The 16,428-nt window shown below is 68.5% G+C and carries 18 protein-coding genes; 8 read left to right on the forward strand and 10 right to left on the reverse strand.

Annotation, left to right across the window (positions count from 1 at the left end; all coding sequences use genetic code 11):
* Window positions 1-115: 115 nt before the first annotated feature.
* Together rmuC and BW41_RS18280 are read left to right on the forward strand one after the other, a co-directional pair.
* Window positions 116-1,561 (forward strand): DNA recombination protein RmuC, encoded by a 1,446-nt coding sequence (gene rmuC / locus BW41_RS18275; protein ID WP_037536383.1) that lies wholly within the window; start codon window positions 116-118, stop codon window positions 1,559-1,561.
* 11 nt (window positions 1,562-1,572) lie between these two features.
* Window positions 1,573-1,803: a hypothetical protein gene (locus tag BW41_RS18280; RefSeq protein ID WP_037536385.1), complete on the forward strand. Its 231-nt coding sequence runs from the start codon at window positions 1,573-1,575 to the stop codon at window positions 1,801-1,803.
* 255 nt (window positions 1,804-2,058) lie between these two features.
* Here the strand turns inward: BW41_RS18280 and BW41_RS18285 are convergent, their stop codons facing one another.
* The 7 genes from BW41_RS18285 to BW41_RS18315 are packed head-to-tail and all read right to left on the reverse strand — an operon-like array spanning window position 2,059 to window position 7,196.
* Complete coding sequence (locus BW41_RS18285) at window positions 2,059-2,871, reverse strand: TrmH family RNA methyltransferase (protein ID WP_037536387.1); 813 nt, start codon at window positions 2,869-2,871, stop codon at window positions 2,059-2,061.
* Window positions 2,872-2,910: 39 nt separating this feature from the next.
* On the reverse strand, window positions 2,911-3,186 hold the full coding sequence (locus BW41_RS18290; protein ID WP_037536388.1) for an HPr family phosphocarrier protein: 276 nt from the start codon (window positions 3,184-3,186) through the stop codon (window positions 2,911-2,913).
* Window positions 3,183-3,590, reverse strand: a complete 408-nt coding sequence (locus BW41_RS18295; protein ID WP_037536390.1) for a PTS sugar transporter subunit IIA — start codon at window positions 3,588-3,590, stop codon at window positions 3,183-3,185. The genes BW41_RS18290 and BW41_RS18295 overlap by 4 nt, the downstream gene beginning before the upstream one ends.
* Window positions 3,591-3,604: 14 nt before the next feature.
* A complete protein-coding gene (gene rapZ, locus BW41_RS18300) occupies window positions 3,605-4,513 on the reverse strand; it encodes an RNase adapter RapZ (RefSeq protein WP_037536497.1) in 909 nt (302 codons plus the stop codon).
* A gap of 7 nt (window positions 4,514-4,520) precedes the next feature.
* Window positions 4,521-4,949: an HPr kinase/phosphorylase gene (locus BW41_RS18305; RefSeq protein ID WP_037536391.1), complete on the reverse strand. Its 429-nt coding sequence runs from the start codon at window positions 4,947-4,949 to the stop codon at window positions 4,521-4,523.
* Window positions 4,946-6,517: a sensor histidine kinase gene (locus BW41_RS18310; protein ID WP_037536394.1), complete on the reverse strand. Its 1,572-nt coding sequence runs from the start codon at window positions 6,515-6,517 to the stop codon at window positions 4,946-4,948. The genes BW41_RS18305 and BW41_RS18310 overlap by 4 nt, the downstream gene beginning before the upstream one ends.
* Window positions 6,486-7,196: a response regulator transcription factor gene (locus BW41_RS18315; RefSeq protein ID WP_037536395.1), complete on the reverse strand. Its 711-nt coding sequence runs from the start codon at window positions 7,194-7,196 to the stop codon at window positions 6,486-6,488. The genes BW41_RS18310 and BW41_RS18315 overlap by 32 nt, the downstream gene beginning before the upstream one ends.
* Before the next feature lie 213 nt (window positions 7,197-7,409).
* Here BW41_RS18315 and BW41_RS18320 point away from each other — a divergent pair, with 213 nt between their 5' ends.
* From BW41_RS18320 to BW41_RS18330, 3 genes are all read left to right on the forward strand, one after another.
* Complete coding sequence (locus BW41_RS18320) at window positions 7,410-9,023, forward strand: phosphoenolpyruvate carboxykinase (protein ID WP_051583671.1); 1,614 nt, start codon at window positions 7,410-7,412, stop codon at window positions 9,021-9,023.
* Between the two features lie 83 nt (window positions 9,024-9,106).
* The gene (locus BW41_RS18325) at window positions 9,107-10,327 is read left to right on the forward strand and encodes a DUF3419 family protein (protein WP_037536501.1); all 1,221 of its coding nucleotides are present in this window, start codon (window positions 9,107-9,109) and stop codon (window positions 10,325-10,327) included.
* On the forward strand, window positions 10,320-10,964 hold the full coding sequence (locus BW41_RS18330; protein WP_051583672.1) for a class I SAM-dependent methyltransferase: 645 nt from the start codon (window positions 10,320-10,322) through the stop codon (window positions 10,962-10,964). Before BW41_RS18325 ends, BW41_RS18330 begins: the two co-directional genes overlap by 8 nt.
* Before the next feature lie 8 nt (window positions 10,965-10,972).
* Here the strand turns inward: BW41_RS18330 and BW41_RS18335 are convergent, their stop codons facing one another.
* The 3 genes from BW41_RS18335 to BW41_RS18345 are packed head-to-tail and all read right to left on the reverse strand — an operon-like array spanning window position 10,973 to window position 12,899.
* Window positions 10,973-11,413 (reverse strand): acyl-CoA thioesterase, encoded by a 441-nt coding sequence (locus BW41_RS18335; protein WP_037536399.1) that lies wholly within the window; start codon window positions 11,411-11,413, stop codon window positions 10,973-10,975.
* A gap of 59 nt (window positions 11,414-11,472) precedes the next feature.
* Entirely contained in the window at window positions 11,473-11,925 is a 453-nt protein-coding gene (locus BW41_RS18340) for an NfeD family protein (RefSeq protein WP_037536401.1), read from the reverse strand.
* Complete coding sequence (locus BW41_RS18345; RefSeq protein WP_037536402.1) at window positions 11,922-12,899, reverse strand: SPFH domain-containing protein; 978 nt, start codon at window positions 12,897-12,899, stop codon at window positions 11,922-11,924. Before BW41_RS18345 ends, BW41_RS18340 begins: the two co-directional genes overlap by 4 nt.
* A gap of 75 nt (window positions 12,900-12,974) precedes the next feature.
* Here BW41_RS18345 and BW41_RS18350 point away from each other — a divergent pair, with 75 nt between their 5' ends.
* The 3 genes from BW41_RS18350 to BW41_RS18360 all read left to right on the forward strand — a co-directional run bounded on the left by BW41_RS18350 (window position 12,975) and on the right by BW41_RS18360 (window position 16,404).
* Window positions 12,975-13,712 (forward strand): hypothetical protein, encoded by a 738-nt coding sequence (locus BW41_RS18350; protein ID WP_152542411.1) that lies wholly within the window; start codon window positions 12,975-12,977, stop codon window positions 13,710-13,712.
* Between the two features lie 61 nt (window positions 13,713-13,773).
* Complete coding sequence (gene guaB, locus BW41_RS18355) at window positions 13,774-15,231, forward strand: IMP dehydrogenase (protein ID WP_037536406.1); 1,458 nt, start codon at window positions 13,774-13,776, stop codon at window positions 15,229-15,231.
* Window positions 15,232-16,404, forward strand: a complete 1,173-nt coding sequence (locus BW41_RS18360) for an RsmB/NOP family class I SAM-dependent RNA methyltransferase (RefSeq protein ID WP_037536407.1) — start codon at window positions 15,232-15,234, stop codon at window positions 16,402-16,404.
* Window positions 16,405-16,428 lie beyond the last annotated feature (24 nt).

The raw sequence follows: 16,428 nt of genomic DNA on the forward strand, positions 1-16,428 counted from the left end.
TCCGGCCAACAAAGTTCTGTCTTCCTCCCGACGTTCGATCTATGTTCTTTCCGTATTGTTGTTTGTTGGTCACGCCGCCCGGGTTCGCGTCGGGAGGTGACCGTCGGGGAGAGACATGGACTTGACCACGCTCATCATCGCGATCCTCGCGCTTGCCGCCGGCCTGCTGGTCGGCTGGCTGCTCGCCAACCGCAAGGCGGCGACGCTCGCCGCCGATCTCGCGGTGGCGCAGAGCCGGGCGGCGGACCTCGATCTCGTCAGCCGCACCCGCGACGCGGTCGAGCGCGAGCGCAACGAAGCGATGCGCGAACTGGCCGCGCTGCGCGCGCAGGCGGATGATCGCGCCGCGACCCTCGATGCGCTGCGCGACGAGCTCGCCGCGGTGCGCGCCGACCGCGATGCCGCCCGGACCGGGCTGGCCACCACGCGTGCGCAGATCGAGGCGTTCGAGGCGCGGCTCGTCGACATGCGTGACGCCAAGGAGCAGATGGCGGCGCAGTTCAACGATCTCGCCAACAAGGCGCTGACCGATGCGCAGAAGGCCTTCCTCGACCGCGCCGAGGCACGCTTCCGCCAGTCCGAGGAACTCGCCGGCAACAACCTCAAATCCCTGCTCCAGCCGGTCAACGAACGCCTCGCCCGCTACGAGGAGGGCGTCGCCAAGGTCGAGGCCGAGCGCCGCGACGCCTTCGGCGATCTCAAGGGCCAGATCGAGCAGATGCGGCTCGGCCAGGAGCGCGTGTCGGGTGAGGCGGCCAAGCTGGTCAATGCGTTGCGCAACGCCCCCAAGGCCCGCGGCCGCTGGGGCGAGCAGCAGCTGCGCAACGTACTCGAGACCTGCGGCCTTGCCGAACATACCGATTTCGCGATGGAGGTCAGCGTCGCCGACGGCGAGGGCGGCCGGTTGCGCCCCGACGCCATCGTCCGCGTCCCCGGCGGCAAGTCGCTGATCATCGATGCCAAGGTCTCGCTCAACGCCTATCAGGATGCGTTCGGCGCGGTCGACGAGGCGGAGCGCCACATCGGCCTGACCGCCCACGCCGCGTCGATGCGGGCGCATATCAATGGCCTGTCCGCCAAGGCCTATTGGGCGCAGTTCGACGACACGCCCGAATATGTCGTGATGTTCGTCCCCGGCGAGCATTTCCTCTCCGCCGCGCTCGAACATGATGCGGGGCTGTGGGACTATGCCTTCGACAAGAGGGTGCTGCTGGCGACGCCGACCAATTTGATCGCAATCGCGCGGACGGTGGCGGCGGTCTGGCGACAGGAGAAGCTGGCGACCGAGGCGCGGGCGATCGGCGCGCTCGGCAAGGAATTGTACGACCGGCTTGCCAAGGCGGGCGAGGATCTCCGCAAGGTCGGCGGCGGGTTGACCACCGCGGTCAACAATTACAACAATTTCGTTTCGAGCTTCGAAAGCCGCGCGTTGGTCTCGGCGCGCAAGTTCCGCGACCTCAACATCGAGCCGGGCGCGCGGGAGATCGGCGTCGCGGAACCCGTCGAGGCGCTGGCGCGCTACGGCGAGGAAGCGCTGCGCCTCCCCGATGCGGCGGAATAGAGGAGCGGGTGATGAAGGCCATGTACGACGGCGATGTCATCATGGATCAGGACGGCCGGTTGTCCGGCATGGTCGCGGGTGACGTGATCGTGCGGCCGGGCTGCACCGTGCGGATCAGCGGGATGGTCGGCGGCGACGTCTATGTCGAAGCGGGCGCCTCCGCGCGGATCAGCGGCATGGTCTCCGGCCGGATCGTCAACCGCGGCGGCGCGATTCGCGTCACCGGCATGGTCGGCGGCTAGACTGATCGGCAAGACGTTGATTTGGCGGCGGCCGAATACAGGGCGGGTGTCCTACCGGCGGCCATCGTGATAGCCGAATGGCTCTTTCTCACCGGTGCAGATATCAAAGCGATCGGGCTCGATCGTTTCGATTAAGGTGTTCGACTTGTCCAAGTCGTCCCAGGATGGAACTCCTGGACAGGTCTTGATGCCGTCCGGAGCGGCTCGATGGTCCCTGCCGCTGCGTGATCTCGCCCCCGGCGGGGACGAGGCCATTCAGGCCCGATCGCCCTCGCCGTGCTGCGCCAGCACCTCATAGGCCATCACCGCGGTCGCCACCGCGGCGTTGAGGCTGTCCGCCTTGCCGAGCATCGGGATCTTGACCAGCAGGTTGCACGCCGCGGCATAGTCCGCGGGCATGCCCTGCGCCTCGTTACCGGTCAGCAGGAAGGTCGGCGTGGCATAGCGTGCGGCGCGATAGTCGTGATCGGTATCGAGACTGAGTCCGACGAGCTGGCCCGGCCCCTCACGCAGCCAGCCGAGGAAAGCGTCCCAGTCGCTGCGCACCACCGGCACGGTGAACAGCGCCCCCATGCTCGCGCGGACCGCCTCGACCGAAAAGGGATCGACGCATTCGCCGATCAGGATCAGCCCGCCCGCGCCGACCGCATCGGCGGTGCGCAGGATCGTGCCGAGATTGCCCGGATCGCGCAGCCGCTCGGCGACCAGCCAGATCGCCGCGCTGCCGCGGTCGAGGTCGGCAAGCGTCCGGTCGAACTCGTCGAACACGCCAACCACCGCCTGCGGATTGTCCTTGCCGGACAGCTTGCTGAGGATGTCGGGCGTGGTCTGGATCGATTCGCCGCCCGCCATCTCGACGTCGATCGACAGGGCATGGACCAGCGGATGATCGGCATTGCCCGCCGCGTAGAAGAGGATGCGCGGCAGCCGCCCGGTCTCGCGCGCTTCGGTGAGGATGCGCAGCCCCTCCGCCATGAACTGCCGGGCGCCGCGGCGATGGCGCTTGTCGCGCAGCTCGCGGGCATATTTGACGAGCGGGTTGGAAAAGGCGGTGATCTCACGGGGCATGGCGACTCCCCTCCGTCACGGCGGCGGGTCGGCGCAAGCTCAATCTTCGCCGAACTTGGCCTCGACCAGCTCGCACAGCGCGCCGACCGCCGCTTCGGCCCCGTCGCCGCAGGCGCTGATCGTGATCGCATCGCCCTTGGCGGCGCCGAGCATCATCAGCCCCATGATCGACGTGCCGGTCACCGCGCCATCGTCCTTGCGGACATGCACTTCGACCGGCTGGGTCGAGGCGAGCGTGACGAACTTGGCGCTCGCCCGCGCGTGGAGACCGCGCTTGTTGGTGATCGTGACGGTGCGGGCGACCTCGTCGCTCATGCCGCCGCCTCGCCTAGCACCTCGGAGGCGACCGAGATGTATTTGCGGCCCGCCTCACGCGCCGCGGCGACCGCCTCGACCACCTTCATCGACTTGCGCGCCGACCCCAGGCGGATCAGCATCGGCAGGTTCATCCCCGCGATCACCTCGACCCGGCCGCGCTCCATCAGCGAGATGGCGAGGTTGGAGGGCGTGCCGCCGAACAGATCGGTGAGCACGATCACGCCGCGCCCGGCATCGACCGCGCCGATCGCCGCGGCGATGTCGGCGCGTCGCTCTTCCATATCGTCGTCGGGACCGATCGCGATCGTCGCGATGCGATCCTGCGGTCCGACGACGTGGATCATCGCGGTCACGAATTCTTCGGCGAGCCGCCCATGCGTCACCAGAACCAGGCCAATCATCTCAGATACGTTACTCATTTGCTGGCCGGCGGCCCCTCGAGCGAGTCCTGCGGTGCGGCCGCGAGGTCGCGATGCGTGATGGTGGGGGAAAAACCGGCATTACGCAACCGGTAGCCGAGATGCTCGGCGACATGGACCGACCGGTGTCTCCCTCCGGTACAGCCGATCGCGACGCTGACATAGGATTTGCCCTCGGCGCGATAGCGCGGAATCAGCAGTTCGAGCAGGTCGCCGATCTGCGCCATCGCGGCGGGATACGCCGGATCGTCGGCGACATAGGCGCTGACGTCGGCATCGAGTCCGGTGCCCGGACGCAGCGCCGGGTCCCAGTGCGGATTGCGCAGGAAGCGCATGTCGAAGACGAGGTCGGCGTTGCGCGGCAGGCCGCGCGCGAAGCCGAACGACTGGATCGACAGCACCGGTTCGTCGGCACCGGTCCGCGAAAAGGTGGTGCGCACCTGTTGCGCGAGGGCGTTGGCCGACAGGTCGGTGGTGTCGATCAGCCGGTTCGCCCAGTCGCGCAAGGGGCGGAGCAGCTCGCGTTCGCGCGCGATGCCGTCGCCCGCCGGCCGATCGGGCGCGAGCGGATGGCGCCGCCGCGTCTCCGAATAGCGACGCTCCAGCTCCGCTCCCGAACAGTCGAGGAACAGCATGCCGATATCGAGGCCGTGATCGTCGCGCAGCAGCCGGATCCGTTCGACGATCCGGGTCGGATCGAAATCGCGGGTGCGCGCCCCGATGCCGATCGCCAGCGGCTGGCTGTCGTCCGCGGTGGCGGCGGCGAGCGGCGCGTCGAGCAGCCGGTCGAGCAGCACCAAGGGCAGATTGTCGACCACCTCCCAGCCGAGGTCTTCGAGCGTTTTCAGCACCGTCGATTTGCCGGCGCCGGACAGGCCGGTGACGAGCAGGATATCCTTGGTCATCATACCCTCATTCCGGCGTCGCCTCGGGCTGGCGCAACGCCCATTCGATCTTCAGCGGCGTGGCGGCGTGGAAGGCATCGAGCGCGATCTCGCGCACCGCGATTCCCGCCAGCATCCGCGTCGCGCGCTCTGGCATGCGCGAGGGGGGCACGTCGAGCCGGACGATCAGTGCGACCGGCACCGCATCGCGCGACGCCATCCGGACGATGCCGATCCCGCGCACTTCGATCTGCCCGCGGATCGTCGCCGGGGCGCTGGCGAGCACGGTGGCGTCGACGCGCGCCAGCACCGTCTGGTCGTCGCTCACCAGCGTCGCCCCGCGGTCGATCAGCCGCAGCGCGAGGTCGGACTTGCCGGCCCCCGGCGGTCCTTCGAGCAGCACGGCGCGGTCGCCGATCGCGACGCAGGTCGCATGGCGGCGCTCGGACCCGGTCATGACGGTTCGAGCGGCAGGCGGACGACGAAGCGCGCGCCGCCGAGCCGGTCCTCGCGCGACTCGACCAGGATGCTGCCCTGATGCGCCTCGACGATCGTCCGCGCGATGGCGAGGCCGAGCCCCGAATGCTGGCCGAACGCCTCGCTTTCCGGGCGGATCGACTGGAAGCGGCGGAAGATCGCCTCGCGCGCCTCCTCGGGCACGCCGGGGCCTTCGTCCTCGACGCGGATGATGAGATCGGCGTCGTCGCGGGTGACGGCGATGGCGATCAGCGCGCCGTCGGGCGAGAAGGAGAGGGCGTTGTCGATCAGATTGTCGAATACGCGTTCGAGCCGCGCGCCCTCGCCGAGCGTGACCAGCGGCGCACCGACCTGATCGAAGCGCAGCCGCACCCCGCGCTCGACGCCGCGCGACAGGCGCTGCGCGACGAGCGCTGCGAGCATCTCGGCGACGTCGATACTCTCGAACTTGGCGCGGCTGAGCTGCGCGTCGAGCCGCGAGGCTTCGGAGATGTCGGTGATCAGCCGGTCGAGCCGATGCACGTCGTCGCGGACGATCGACAGCAAGCGCGCGCGCAGCTCCGGATCGCGCACCGCGTCGAGCCCTTCGACCGCCGAACGCAGCGAGGCGAGGGGGTTCTTCATCTCATGCGTCACGTCGGCGGCGAACGCCTCGGTCGCGTCGATCCGTGCCCGCAGCGCGAGGCTCATGTCGGACAGCGCGCGGGCGAGGCTGCCGATCTCGTCCCGGCGGGACGGCAGACGCGGCACGACGACCTCGCGTGCGCGACCCAGCCTGACCCGCACCGCGGCGCGCGCCAGCCGGCGCAGCGGCCGCACGATCGTCCGCGCGAGGAACAGCGACAGCAGCACCGAGACGACCGTCACCAGCAGCAGCACGATGCTGAGCCGGAAGCGCTCGATCCGCACCGTCTGGGTGATGTCGCGAGCGTTGATCGTCGTCATCACCACCGCCCCGTCGGGGAGCGGCGCGGCGGCGGTGATCACCGGCGTGCGGTCCGGCGCGCGCCAGACGCTCGCCGAGGTCGCGCCGGTGCGGGCGACGCGGACGTCGGGCCATTGCCCGCCGTCGGCGCGCTCGCGGTAGAGCGGCGTGCGTGCGGCGCCGACGATGATGTCGATCCCGGCATCGAGCCAGCGCGCGACGACCTGATCCCAGTCCTGTTTGTCGGGATCGAGCAGCACCGCGTTGCGCGAGCCGAGCCGCCGGCTGTCTGCGATCGTCCGTCCGGCGGCATCGAAGGTGCGCAGCCGCGCATGCGTATCGTGCGCCAGCCGCAGCAGCATCTCGTCACGCTGCCCCGCCGGCACCATCGCCAGCGCCTCGCCGATCAGCCGCGCCTCGCGGCTCGCCTGTTCGACGCGGCTGTCGACGATGCGGCTGCGGTAGGAATCGAGATAGAAGAAGCCGCCGGCGAGCAGCAGCAGCGCGATGATATTGACCGCGAGGATGCGCCGGGTGAGCGAGATCTGCCCCGACCAGCGCAAGGCGAGGTCGGCGCCCTCGCCGCGCGCGTCACTCTTCGGAGAATCGGTAGCCGGCGCCATACAATGTCTCGATCGCGTCGAAGGTGGCATCGACCTGGCGGAACTTGCGGCGCAGGCGCTTGATGTGGCTGTCGATGGTCCGGTCGTCGACGTAGATGTCGTCGTGATAGGCGGCATCCATCAGCTGATTGCGCGTCTTGACGATCCCCGGTCGCTGCGCGAGCGTCTCGAGGATCAGGAATTCGGTAACCGTCAGCGTCACCGGTTCGCCGGCCCACAGGGTGCGATGCCGCGCCGGGTCCATCGACAGCCGCCCGCGGACGAGCGGTTCGACCGCTCCCGCCGCAGCCGGGTCCTCGGCGGCACTCGCCGTCACGTCGGTGCGGCGCAGGATCGCGCGGATGCGGGCGATCAGCAGCCGCTGGCTGAACGGCTTGGCGATATAATCGTCCGCGCCCATCGCGAGGCCCAGCGCCTCGTCGAGTTCGTCGTCCTTGCTGGTCAGGAAGATCACCGGGATCTGGCTCTTCTCGCGCAGCCGGCGCAGCAGCTCGAGTCCGTCCATCCGCGGCATCTTGATGTCGAAGATGGCGAGGTCGGGTGGATTGTCGGTCAGGGCCTTGAGCGCGGTCTCGCCATCCGAATAGACGCGGGTGAGAAACCCTTCGGTCTGCAATGCGATCGAGACCGAGGTCAGGATATTGCGGTCGTCGTCGACCAGCGCGATCGTCGCGGTCATGCGGGGAAAGCCCTTGCCACCATCGCATCGCGGTACGGCAAAGCGGCGCGCGGCTCAACCGCGCCGTCGCGGCAAACGCTTCGTCCCAAAGCGGTTCATCTGCGTCGCGTGGCAGTTTGACGCTACGGCCGTGCCTGCCTATGGCTCGGCTTCCACCGGCGTGCGTGCAGACCCTCCCCAGGATGCGCGCGCCGGGTCGATTGCATTGGGAGGATGTACGTGAACGAGCGCATTCCGCACGCGGATCTCGCCAGCCAGGGTTTCGAGACCCGGGCCGACTGTCACTGGAATCTGGTCACCGCACGGCTCGTCGAGGCCGCGGTCGCGCGCGGCGAAGGCAAGCTCAGCGCCGACGGTCCGCTGGTCGTCGAGACCGGCGCGCATACCGGCCGCTCGGCGCAGGACAAGTTCATCGTCCGCGATGCCGAGACCGAGGACAGCGTCTGGTGGGGCAAGTCGAACAAGGGCATGGCGCCCGACCATTTCGCCGCGCTCAAGGCCGATTTCCTCGCCGCGCTGCGCGACAAGGAGCATCTGTTCGTCCAGGACCTGTACGGCGGCTCGCAACCCGAGAACCGGGTGCGCGTCCGGGTGATCAACGAACTCGCCTGGCATAATCTGTTCATCCGCACGATGCTGGTGCGGCCCGAGGAGCGCGAGCTGCGCGATTTCGCGCCCGAATATACGATCATCGACCTGCCGAGCTTCCGCGCCGATCCCGCGCGCCACGGCACCCGCACCGAGACGGTGATCGCGGTCAATTTCACCGAGAAGCTGATCCTGATCGGCGGCACGCGCTATGCCGGCGAAATGAAGAAGTCGGTCTTCGGCCTGCTCAACTATCTGCTGCCCCGCACGGGGGTGATGCCGATGCATTGCTCCGCCAATATGGGGGCGGACGGATCGACCGCGGTGTTCTTCGGTCTGTCGGGCACCGGCAAGACGACGCTCAGCGCCGACGCCAGTCGTACCCTGATCGGCGACGACGAACATGGCTGGTCGGATACCGCCGTGTTCAACTTCGAGGGCGGCTGTTACGCCAAGATGATCCGCCTGTCGCCCGATGCCGAGCCCGAGATCTTCGCGACCACCAAGCGCTTCGGCACTGTGCTCGAAAATGTCGTGATGGACCCGGTCACCCGCCAGCTCGACCTCGACGACAACAGCCTCGCCGAGAACAGCCGCGGCGCCTATCCGATCGACTTCATCCCCAATGCGTCGAAGGACAATATGGGCGGCGTGCCGCGGACGATCGTCATGCTCACCGCCGATGCCTATGGCGTGCTGCCGCCGATCGCCAGGCTGACGCCGGATCAGGCGATGTACCATTTTCTGTCGGGCTATACCGCGCGCGTCGCCGGCACCGAGATCGGCGTCACCGAGCCCGATGCGACCTTCTCGACCTGCTTCGGCGCGCCGTTCATGCCGCGTCATCCGTCGGTCTACGGCAATCTGCTGAAGGAGCGGATTGCCAGGGGTGGGGTCGAGTGCTGGCTGGTCAATACCGGTTGGACGGGCGGCAAATACGGCACGGGCCACCGCATGCCGATCAAGGCGACGCGGGCGCTGCTCAACGCGGCGCTCGACGGCAGCCTCGGCCAGGCCGAGTTCCGCACCGATCCCAATTTCGGCTTTGCGGTACCGGTGGCGGTGCCCGGGGTCGATCCGGCGATCCTCGATCCGCGCAGCACCTGGGCGGACAAGCATGCCTATGACGCGACCGCGGCGAAGCTCGTCGACCTATTCGTCGAGAATTTCGCGCAATTCGCCGACCACGTCGACGCCGGCGTTCGCCGGTCGGCGCCGAAGGTCACCGAAACGGCATGATGCTGTCACGGTAGCTTCGCAGGAACGACCATGCGCCGTCACAAAGACGGCGCATGGGCCGCCCCGTCCACGACGAGGAGCGGATGATGCGCGGAACACAAAAGGCGGTCGCGGCAGCGATGCAACGGCATGGCCATCTGTCGAAACAGGGCCTGCTCGAACGCGCCTTCACCTGGGCGTTCCGCGGGCTCGTCTATGCGCAGATCTGGGAAGACCCGGTGGTCGACATGGCGGCGCTCGACATCCGGCCGGACAGCCACCTCGTCACCATCGCCTCGGGCGGCTGCAACATGCTGTCCTATCTCACCGCCGATCCCAAGGCGATCGACGCGGTCGACCTCAACACCGCGCATATCGCGCTCGGCACGTTGAAGCTCGCTGCGGCGCGCCACCTGCCCGACCATGTAAGCTTCCACCGCTTCTTCGGTCATGCCGCCAGCCGCGACAATCTCGCCGCCTATCAGACCTATATCCGCCCGCATATCGACGAGCCGACGCGTTGCTACTGGGAAGGGCGCGACCTCATCGGCCGGCGGCGCATCGCCGGCTTCGCCAGCGGCGTGCACAAGCGCGGCCTGCTCGGCCGGTTCATCGGCGCCGCGCATCTGCTCGCCCGGCTCAACGGCGTTGACCCACGACAGCTTCTCGCGGCGGAGACGATCGAGGAACAGCGCGCGATCTTCGAACGCGATTTCGCCCCGGTGTTCGATCGCGGCTTCGTCAAATGGCTGACCGACCAGCCGGCCTCGCTGTTCGGCCTCGGCATTCCGCCGGCGCAGTTCGAGGCGCTCGCCGGCGACGGACGAATGGCGGCGGTGCTGCGCCAGCGGCTCGAGAAGCTCGCCTGCGGATTCGACCTGCGGGACAATTATTTCGCGTGGCAGGCCTTCGGTCGCCGCTATGGCGACGGTCCATCCGCACCGCTGCCGCCCTATCTGCAGGCGGAGCATCACGATGCCATCGTCGCGCGCGTCGACCGCATCACGCTGCGCCACGCCAATATGACCGATCATCTCGCCGCGCTGCCCGCCGCCTCGCGCGATCGCTACATCCTGCTCGACGCGCAGGACTGGATGACCGACGAGCAGCTCGGCGCCTTGTGGAGAGAGATCACCCGCACCGCGCGGCCGGGTGCGCGCATCCTGTTCCGCACCGCGGGCGAGGCGGATATCATCCCCGGCCGCGTCCCCGATGCGATCGTCGCGCACTGGCGCTATCGCGCCGACGAGTCGCGCGCCTTCACCGCGCAGGACCGGTCGGCGATCTACGGCGGGGTCCACCTCTACGCGCGCGCCGATGATTGAGCGCGACCACGCCGGGCGGATGGACCGCATCTACGGCGGTCAGCGGCATATCTACGATCTAACCCGCAAATATTATCTGTTCGGGCGCGATCGGCTGATCCGCCAGCTCGATCTTGGAATGGGCGGGACGCTGATCGAGATCGGCTGCGGTACGGGGCGCAACCTCATCCGGGCGGCACGCCAATGGCCGGCGGCGCGGTGCTACGGTATCGACATTTCTGAGGCGATGCTGATGACGGCGCGTGCCAAGGTCGCAACGGCGGGGCTGGCCGATCGCATCACCTTGGCGCAGGGCGATGCCGCCGCTTTCGATCCGCTCTCCCTGTTCGGCGTCGCGAGCTTCGACCGGGTGATGCTGAGCTACACCTTGTCGATGATCCCGCCCTGGCAGGCGGCGCTGACGCAGGCGATGGCGGTGACGGACGCGACGGGACGGCTCGCGGTGGTCGACTTCGGCGAGCAATCGGGTTGGCCGGCGGTATGGCGCAACGCCTTCCTCGGCTGGCTGCGCCATTTCGAGGTCACGCCGCGCGCCGATCTCGCCAGCGAAGTCGCCCGGATCGCGCACGCGCAGGGCCGCAGCCATGAGACGCAGCAGCTCTGGCTTGATTATGCCCGGATCGCCTGGGTCGCGTAGCACGCCGCTCAGCGGCGTTCGAGGAGCCCGGTCGCGGGCAGCGGTCCATCGCCCCGCTGGAAGAATTGTTCGACGATGTCGCGCGCCAGTCGCGCCGGCTTGAGCGTTTCCGCATCGAGGCAGCACCAGCTCGACTTGACCTCGGCGAGCACCTCCTCACCGCGGCGGATCACCGTCTCGTAAAACGCCCGCGCGCCCTGGACCTTTTCGAGCAGCACCGTCGCGATGACGTCGTCACCGAGGAAGGTCGGCTTGCGATAGGTGATCTCATGCTTGAGCGCGACCCACAGGTGCGAAGCGACCGCCTCGGCCGGCGCGAGCTTCTGCCAATGGCTTACCACCGCGTCCTGCACCCACTTGAGATAGCTGGCGTTGTTGACATGCCCCATGAAATCGATGTCGGCCGGATCGATACCGATCGGGAAGGCGTGGGGGATACTGTGGGTCACCTCTCTTCTATAGCAGATCGGCGGGCCGCTGACACCTGCGATACGGCCGCGGCGGCGATTTAGCCGCCGGCCGGCTCGACGATGGCGACGCCGTCGCGGATCGCGACGATCCGCACCCGCGTGCCTACCTCGGCGACTACACCGCGTGCCGGCCATGATCCGTCGCCGATCGTCACCCGGCCGCCGTCCGGCCCGATCGGAACCTGGACGACGACGACGCTGCCGATCAGCCGCGCACGGCGGTCATTGAGCTGCGGATCGCTGCTCGCCACCGGGTAATCATGGTACCAGCGCCGGCCGATCAGCACGGTGACGATGCTCCAAGCCGCGAAGGCCGCGAGCTGCGCGGCGGCGGGGAGTTCCGGCAGCACCAGCAGGGCGACGCCGACCACCGCCGCGGCGATCGCCAGAAACACCGCGAACACGCCCGGGATCAGCAGTTCGGCGATCCCGAGCACCAGTGCGGCGATCAGCCACGCACCCGCGGCCCCGCCGATCGCCTCAAGCGTCACGCCTCCGGCAATTCGAACGGCCCGCGCTTCGGCTGCGGCTTGGCCGGGGCAGACGCAGGAGCAGGAGCCTTGGCGAGCGCATCCTTGGCAAGCTCGCCGATCCCGCCGAGCGTGCCGATCAGCTGCGTCGCCTCGACCGGGAAGAGGATGGTCTTGGCATTGGGGCTGGTCGCGAACTTGCCGACCGCCTCGACATATTTCTGCGCGATGAAATAGTTGATCGCCTGCGTTCCGCCGCGCTCGATCGCCTCCGACACCACCGCCGTCGCCTTGGCCTCCGCCTCGGCGGCGCGTTCGCGCGCTTCCGAGTCGCGATAGGCCGATTCGCGTCGCCCCTCCGCCTCGAGGATCCGCGCCTGCTTCTGTCCCTCGGCGCGCAGGATTTCGGAAGCGCGCGTGCCTTCCGCCTCAAGGATATTGGCACGCTTCTCGCGCTCCGCCTTCATCTGCCGGCCCATGGCGGCGACGATATCGACGGGCGGACGGATATCCTTGATCTCGACGCGGGTGATCTTGACGCCCCAGGGCACGGTCGCGTGATCGACCACCGAGAGCAGCCGCGCGTTGATCTCGTCGCGCTTCGACAGCGTCTCGTCGAGGTCCATCGACCCCATCACCGTGCGCAAATTGGTCGTCGTCAGCTGGAGCAGCGCGACGTACAGGTCCGACACCTCATAGGCGGCCTTCGGGGCGTCGAGCACCTGGAAGAAGACGACGCCGTCGGTCGAGACGATCGCATTGTCCTTGGTGATGATCTCCTGCCCGGGAATCTCGATCACCTGCTCCATCATGTTCACCTTGCGGCCGACGCGATAGAAAAAGGCGGGATAGAAGTTGAAGCCGGGGCTCGCCGTCGTGGTGTAGCGGCCGAAATGCTCGATCGTATATTGATAGCCCTGCCGGACGATCTTGATGCTGGTGAAGAGATAAAACAGCACCAGCAGCAGTGCGAATCCCGCGATCGTGATAGCCATAGACCCTCCCGCCGGCATGATTCTGCGTGCCGTCGCCAACTCTTAGCACAGCGCGGCGACGCAAGAAGGTGGACGATGCAGCGAATTCTCTTCGGCAATCACCCGACGCAGATGCGCGGCATCGTCGCCTGTATCGACGATCGACGGTATGAAGCGAGCTTCGCACCGCTCGACGCGGTCGACCTCGCGCGGTTCGATCTGGTCGTGCCGCTGCGCGTCGCGCAGATCGCCGCGGCACGCGCCGGCCGAACGGTGGTGCCGGACGATCGGTCGGTCGCGCTCTGCGACGACAAGCTGGCGTTCAACCTCTGGCTGATCGATGCGGGCTTCGGCGATACCGTCCCGACCCTGCTCGACACCCGGCCGACCGTATTTCCGTATATCCGCAAGACCCGGCGCGGCGACTTCGGCCACGGCTGCCGGATGATCCGCCATCCCGGCGAGGATGACGGCGACGATCATCCCGACGTCTTCCGCCAGCGCGCGGTGGCGGGGGCGGACGAATATGTCCTGCACCTGTTGCGGATCGGCGACGCGATCCGCTTCCACGTCGCCTATCGCTACGACATGGGCCAGCCGCTCGGCGTCCGCGGCGCGATCGACCGTCCGGCGAGCATCACGCCCGCCGATCCCGGCGATGCACTGCCGATCTGTACCGCCATCCTCGACGCGCTCGATTACCAGGGCACCTGCTGCTTCAACTACAAGCGCGAGGAGGGGGCGTTGCGCATCCTCGAATGCAATCCCCGCTTCGGCGGCTCGCTGGTCGGCGTCGTCAGCGAATACCTCGACGCGCATCTCGCCGCCCTCTAGCGTAGCGGCGATCCTGCGGTTACATGGCCCGCCACTATCCCTCCCGCGAGGAAACGGCACCTTGGACATCCGGCTCGGCCTCACCTTCGACGACGTTCTGCTCGTACCCGGCGAGTCGGACATCCTGCCGAGCACCGCCGACACACGCACGCAGCTGACCCGCGGCATCGCGCTCAATATCCCGATCCTGTCGTCGGCGATGGATACGGTGACCGAGGCGGACATGGCGATCGTCATGGCGCAATTGGGCGGCATCGGCGTGCTCCACCGCAATTTGTCGATCGAGGAACAGGTTGCCGCGGTGCGGCAGGTCAAGCGTTTCGAATCGGGCATGGTCGTCAATCCGATCACGATCGCGCCGACCGCGACGCTCGGCGAGGCGCAGGCGCTGATGGCGCATCACCGGATCAGCGGTATCCCGGTGGTGGAGCGCGACGGCAAGCTCGTCGGCATCCTCACCAACCGCGACGTCCGCTTCGCCGGCGATCCCAAACAGCCCGTCGCCGAACTGATGACGCGCGACAATCTCGCCACCGTCTCGACCGACGTCGGTCAGGAGGAGGCGCGCGTCCTGCTCCACCAGCGCCGCATCGAGAAATTGCTGGTCGTCGATGACGCCTATCGCTGCGTCGGCCTGATCACCGTCAAGGACATCGAGAAAGCGGTCACCTATCCGACCGCGACCAAAGACGCCTCCGGACGCCTGCGCGTTGCTTCGGCGACGACGGTCGGCGACAAGGGGTTCGAGCGGACCGAGGCGCTGGTCGACGCCGAATGCGACCTCATCGTCATCGACACCGCGCACGGGCACAACCGTGACGTCGCGCGCGCGGTCGAGCGGGTCAAGAAACTCTCCAATTCGGTGCAGGTCGTCGCCGGCAACGTCGCGACCGGCGAGGCGACGCGCGCGCTGATCGACGCGGGCGCCGACGGGATCAAGGTCGGCATCGGTCCGGGCTCGATCTGCACCACCCGCGTCGTCGCCGGCGTCGGTGTGCCGCAGCTCACCGCGGTGATGGATTGCGCCGAAGCCGCCGCGAAGCACAACGTCCCCGTCATCGCCGACGGCGGCCTGCGCACCTCGGGCGATCTCGCCAAGGCGCTTGCCGCGGGCGCCTCGACCTGCATGGTCGGCTCGCTGCTCGCCGGCACCGAGGAGGCGCCGGGCGAGACCTTCCTGTACCAGGGCCGGGCCTATAAGTCGTACCGCGGCATGGGCTCGGTCGGGGCGATGGGCCGCGGCTCGGCGGATCGCTATTTCCAGGGCGACATCAAGGATCAGATGAAGCTGGTGCCCGAAGGGATCGAAGGGCAGGTCGCCTATAAGGGGCCGGCGCGCGACGTGATCCACCAGCTCGTCGGCGGCATCAAGGCGGCGATGGGCTATACCGGATCGGCGACGATCCCGGACCTGCAACAGCGCGCGCAGTTCGTGCAGATCACCGGTGCGGGGCTCAAGGAAAGCCATGTCCACGACGTCACCATCACCCGGGAAGCTCCCAATTACCCGACCCGCTAAGTGACACCCGGCGCCCGGACCCAGGCCGCGATCGAGCTGCTCGATGCGGTGATCGATGCCGCGCGCGGTGGCGGCGCGGCGGCGGACACGCTGATAGCGCGCTATTTCGCAACGCGCCGCTACGCCGGATCGAAGGACCGGCGGGCGGTGCGCGACCTCGTCTATGCAGCAATCCGCCGCGCGGGCGAGGTGCCCGCCTCGGGTCGGGCGGCGATGCTCGCGGTCGCGGCGGAGGATGCGGCGGTTGCCGCGACCTTCGACGGATCGACGCATGCGCCTGCGCCGATCGCAGCGGGGGAAGACGCGGCGACCGGCGGCATCATGCCGGCATGGCTCGCCGAGGCGCTCGCCGCCTCCGGGATCGACGCGGATGCGCAAGCCGCGCTGATCGACCGCGCGCCCCTCGATATCCGCGTCAACCGTTTGCGCAACGACCCCGCGGCGCTGGCCGCCCGGCTCGGCGGCACGCCGATCGCCGGGCTGCCCGATGCGCTGCGGTTGCCGACCGGCACCAATCTCGATGCGCTCGACGGCGAGGCGGAGGTGCAGGACGCAGGCAGCCAGATCGTCAGCCTCGCGGTGCAGGCGGTGCCGGGCCAGCGGATCGTCGATCTCTGCGCCGGCGGCGGCGGCAAGACGCTCGCGCTCGCCGCCGCGATGCGGAACGACGGGCAAATCCTCGCCACCGACGTCGATCGCGGCCGGCTGTCGCGCCTGATGCCGCGTGCCGAACGCGCCGGTGTCGACATCGTCGCAACGCGCCTGCTCGATCCGCGCCGCGAGCTGGAGGCGCTCGCCGACTGGCAGGGGCAGGCCGACGCGGTACTGATCGACGCGCCCTGTTCGGGCACCGGCACCTGGCGCCGCAACCCAGAGGCGCGCTGGCGGCTTACCCCGGCGCGGCTCGCCGCCTTCACCGCACAGCAACGCCATGTGCTCGACGTCGGCGCAGCGCTGGTCCGGCCGGGCGGCGGCCTGGTCTACGTGACCTGCTCGCTGCTCGACGTCGAGGGGGCCGATCAGGTCGCGGCCTTCCTCGCCGCGCATCCCGACTGGCGGGCCGAGCCGCTCGATCTGCCCGCCGGCAGCCCGCGCGGGCAGGGGGTGCGGCTCGACCCGGCGCGCGACGCGACCGACGGCTTTTTTGTCGCGCGGCTGATCCGCCCCTGCTAATCCTGCGGGCAATGCCCCCGGTGG

This window comes from Sphingomonas sp. RIT328, from assembly GCF_000632225.1.
Classification (GTDB): domain Bacteria; phylum Pseudomonadota; class Alphaproteobacteria; order Sphingomonadales; family Sphingomonadaceae; genus Sphingomonas; species Sphingomonas kyungheensis.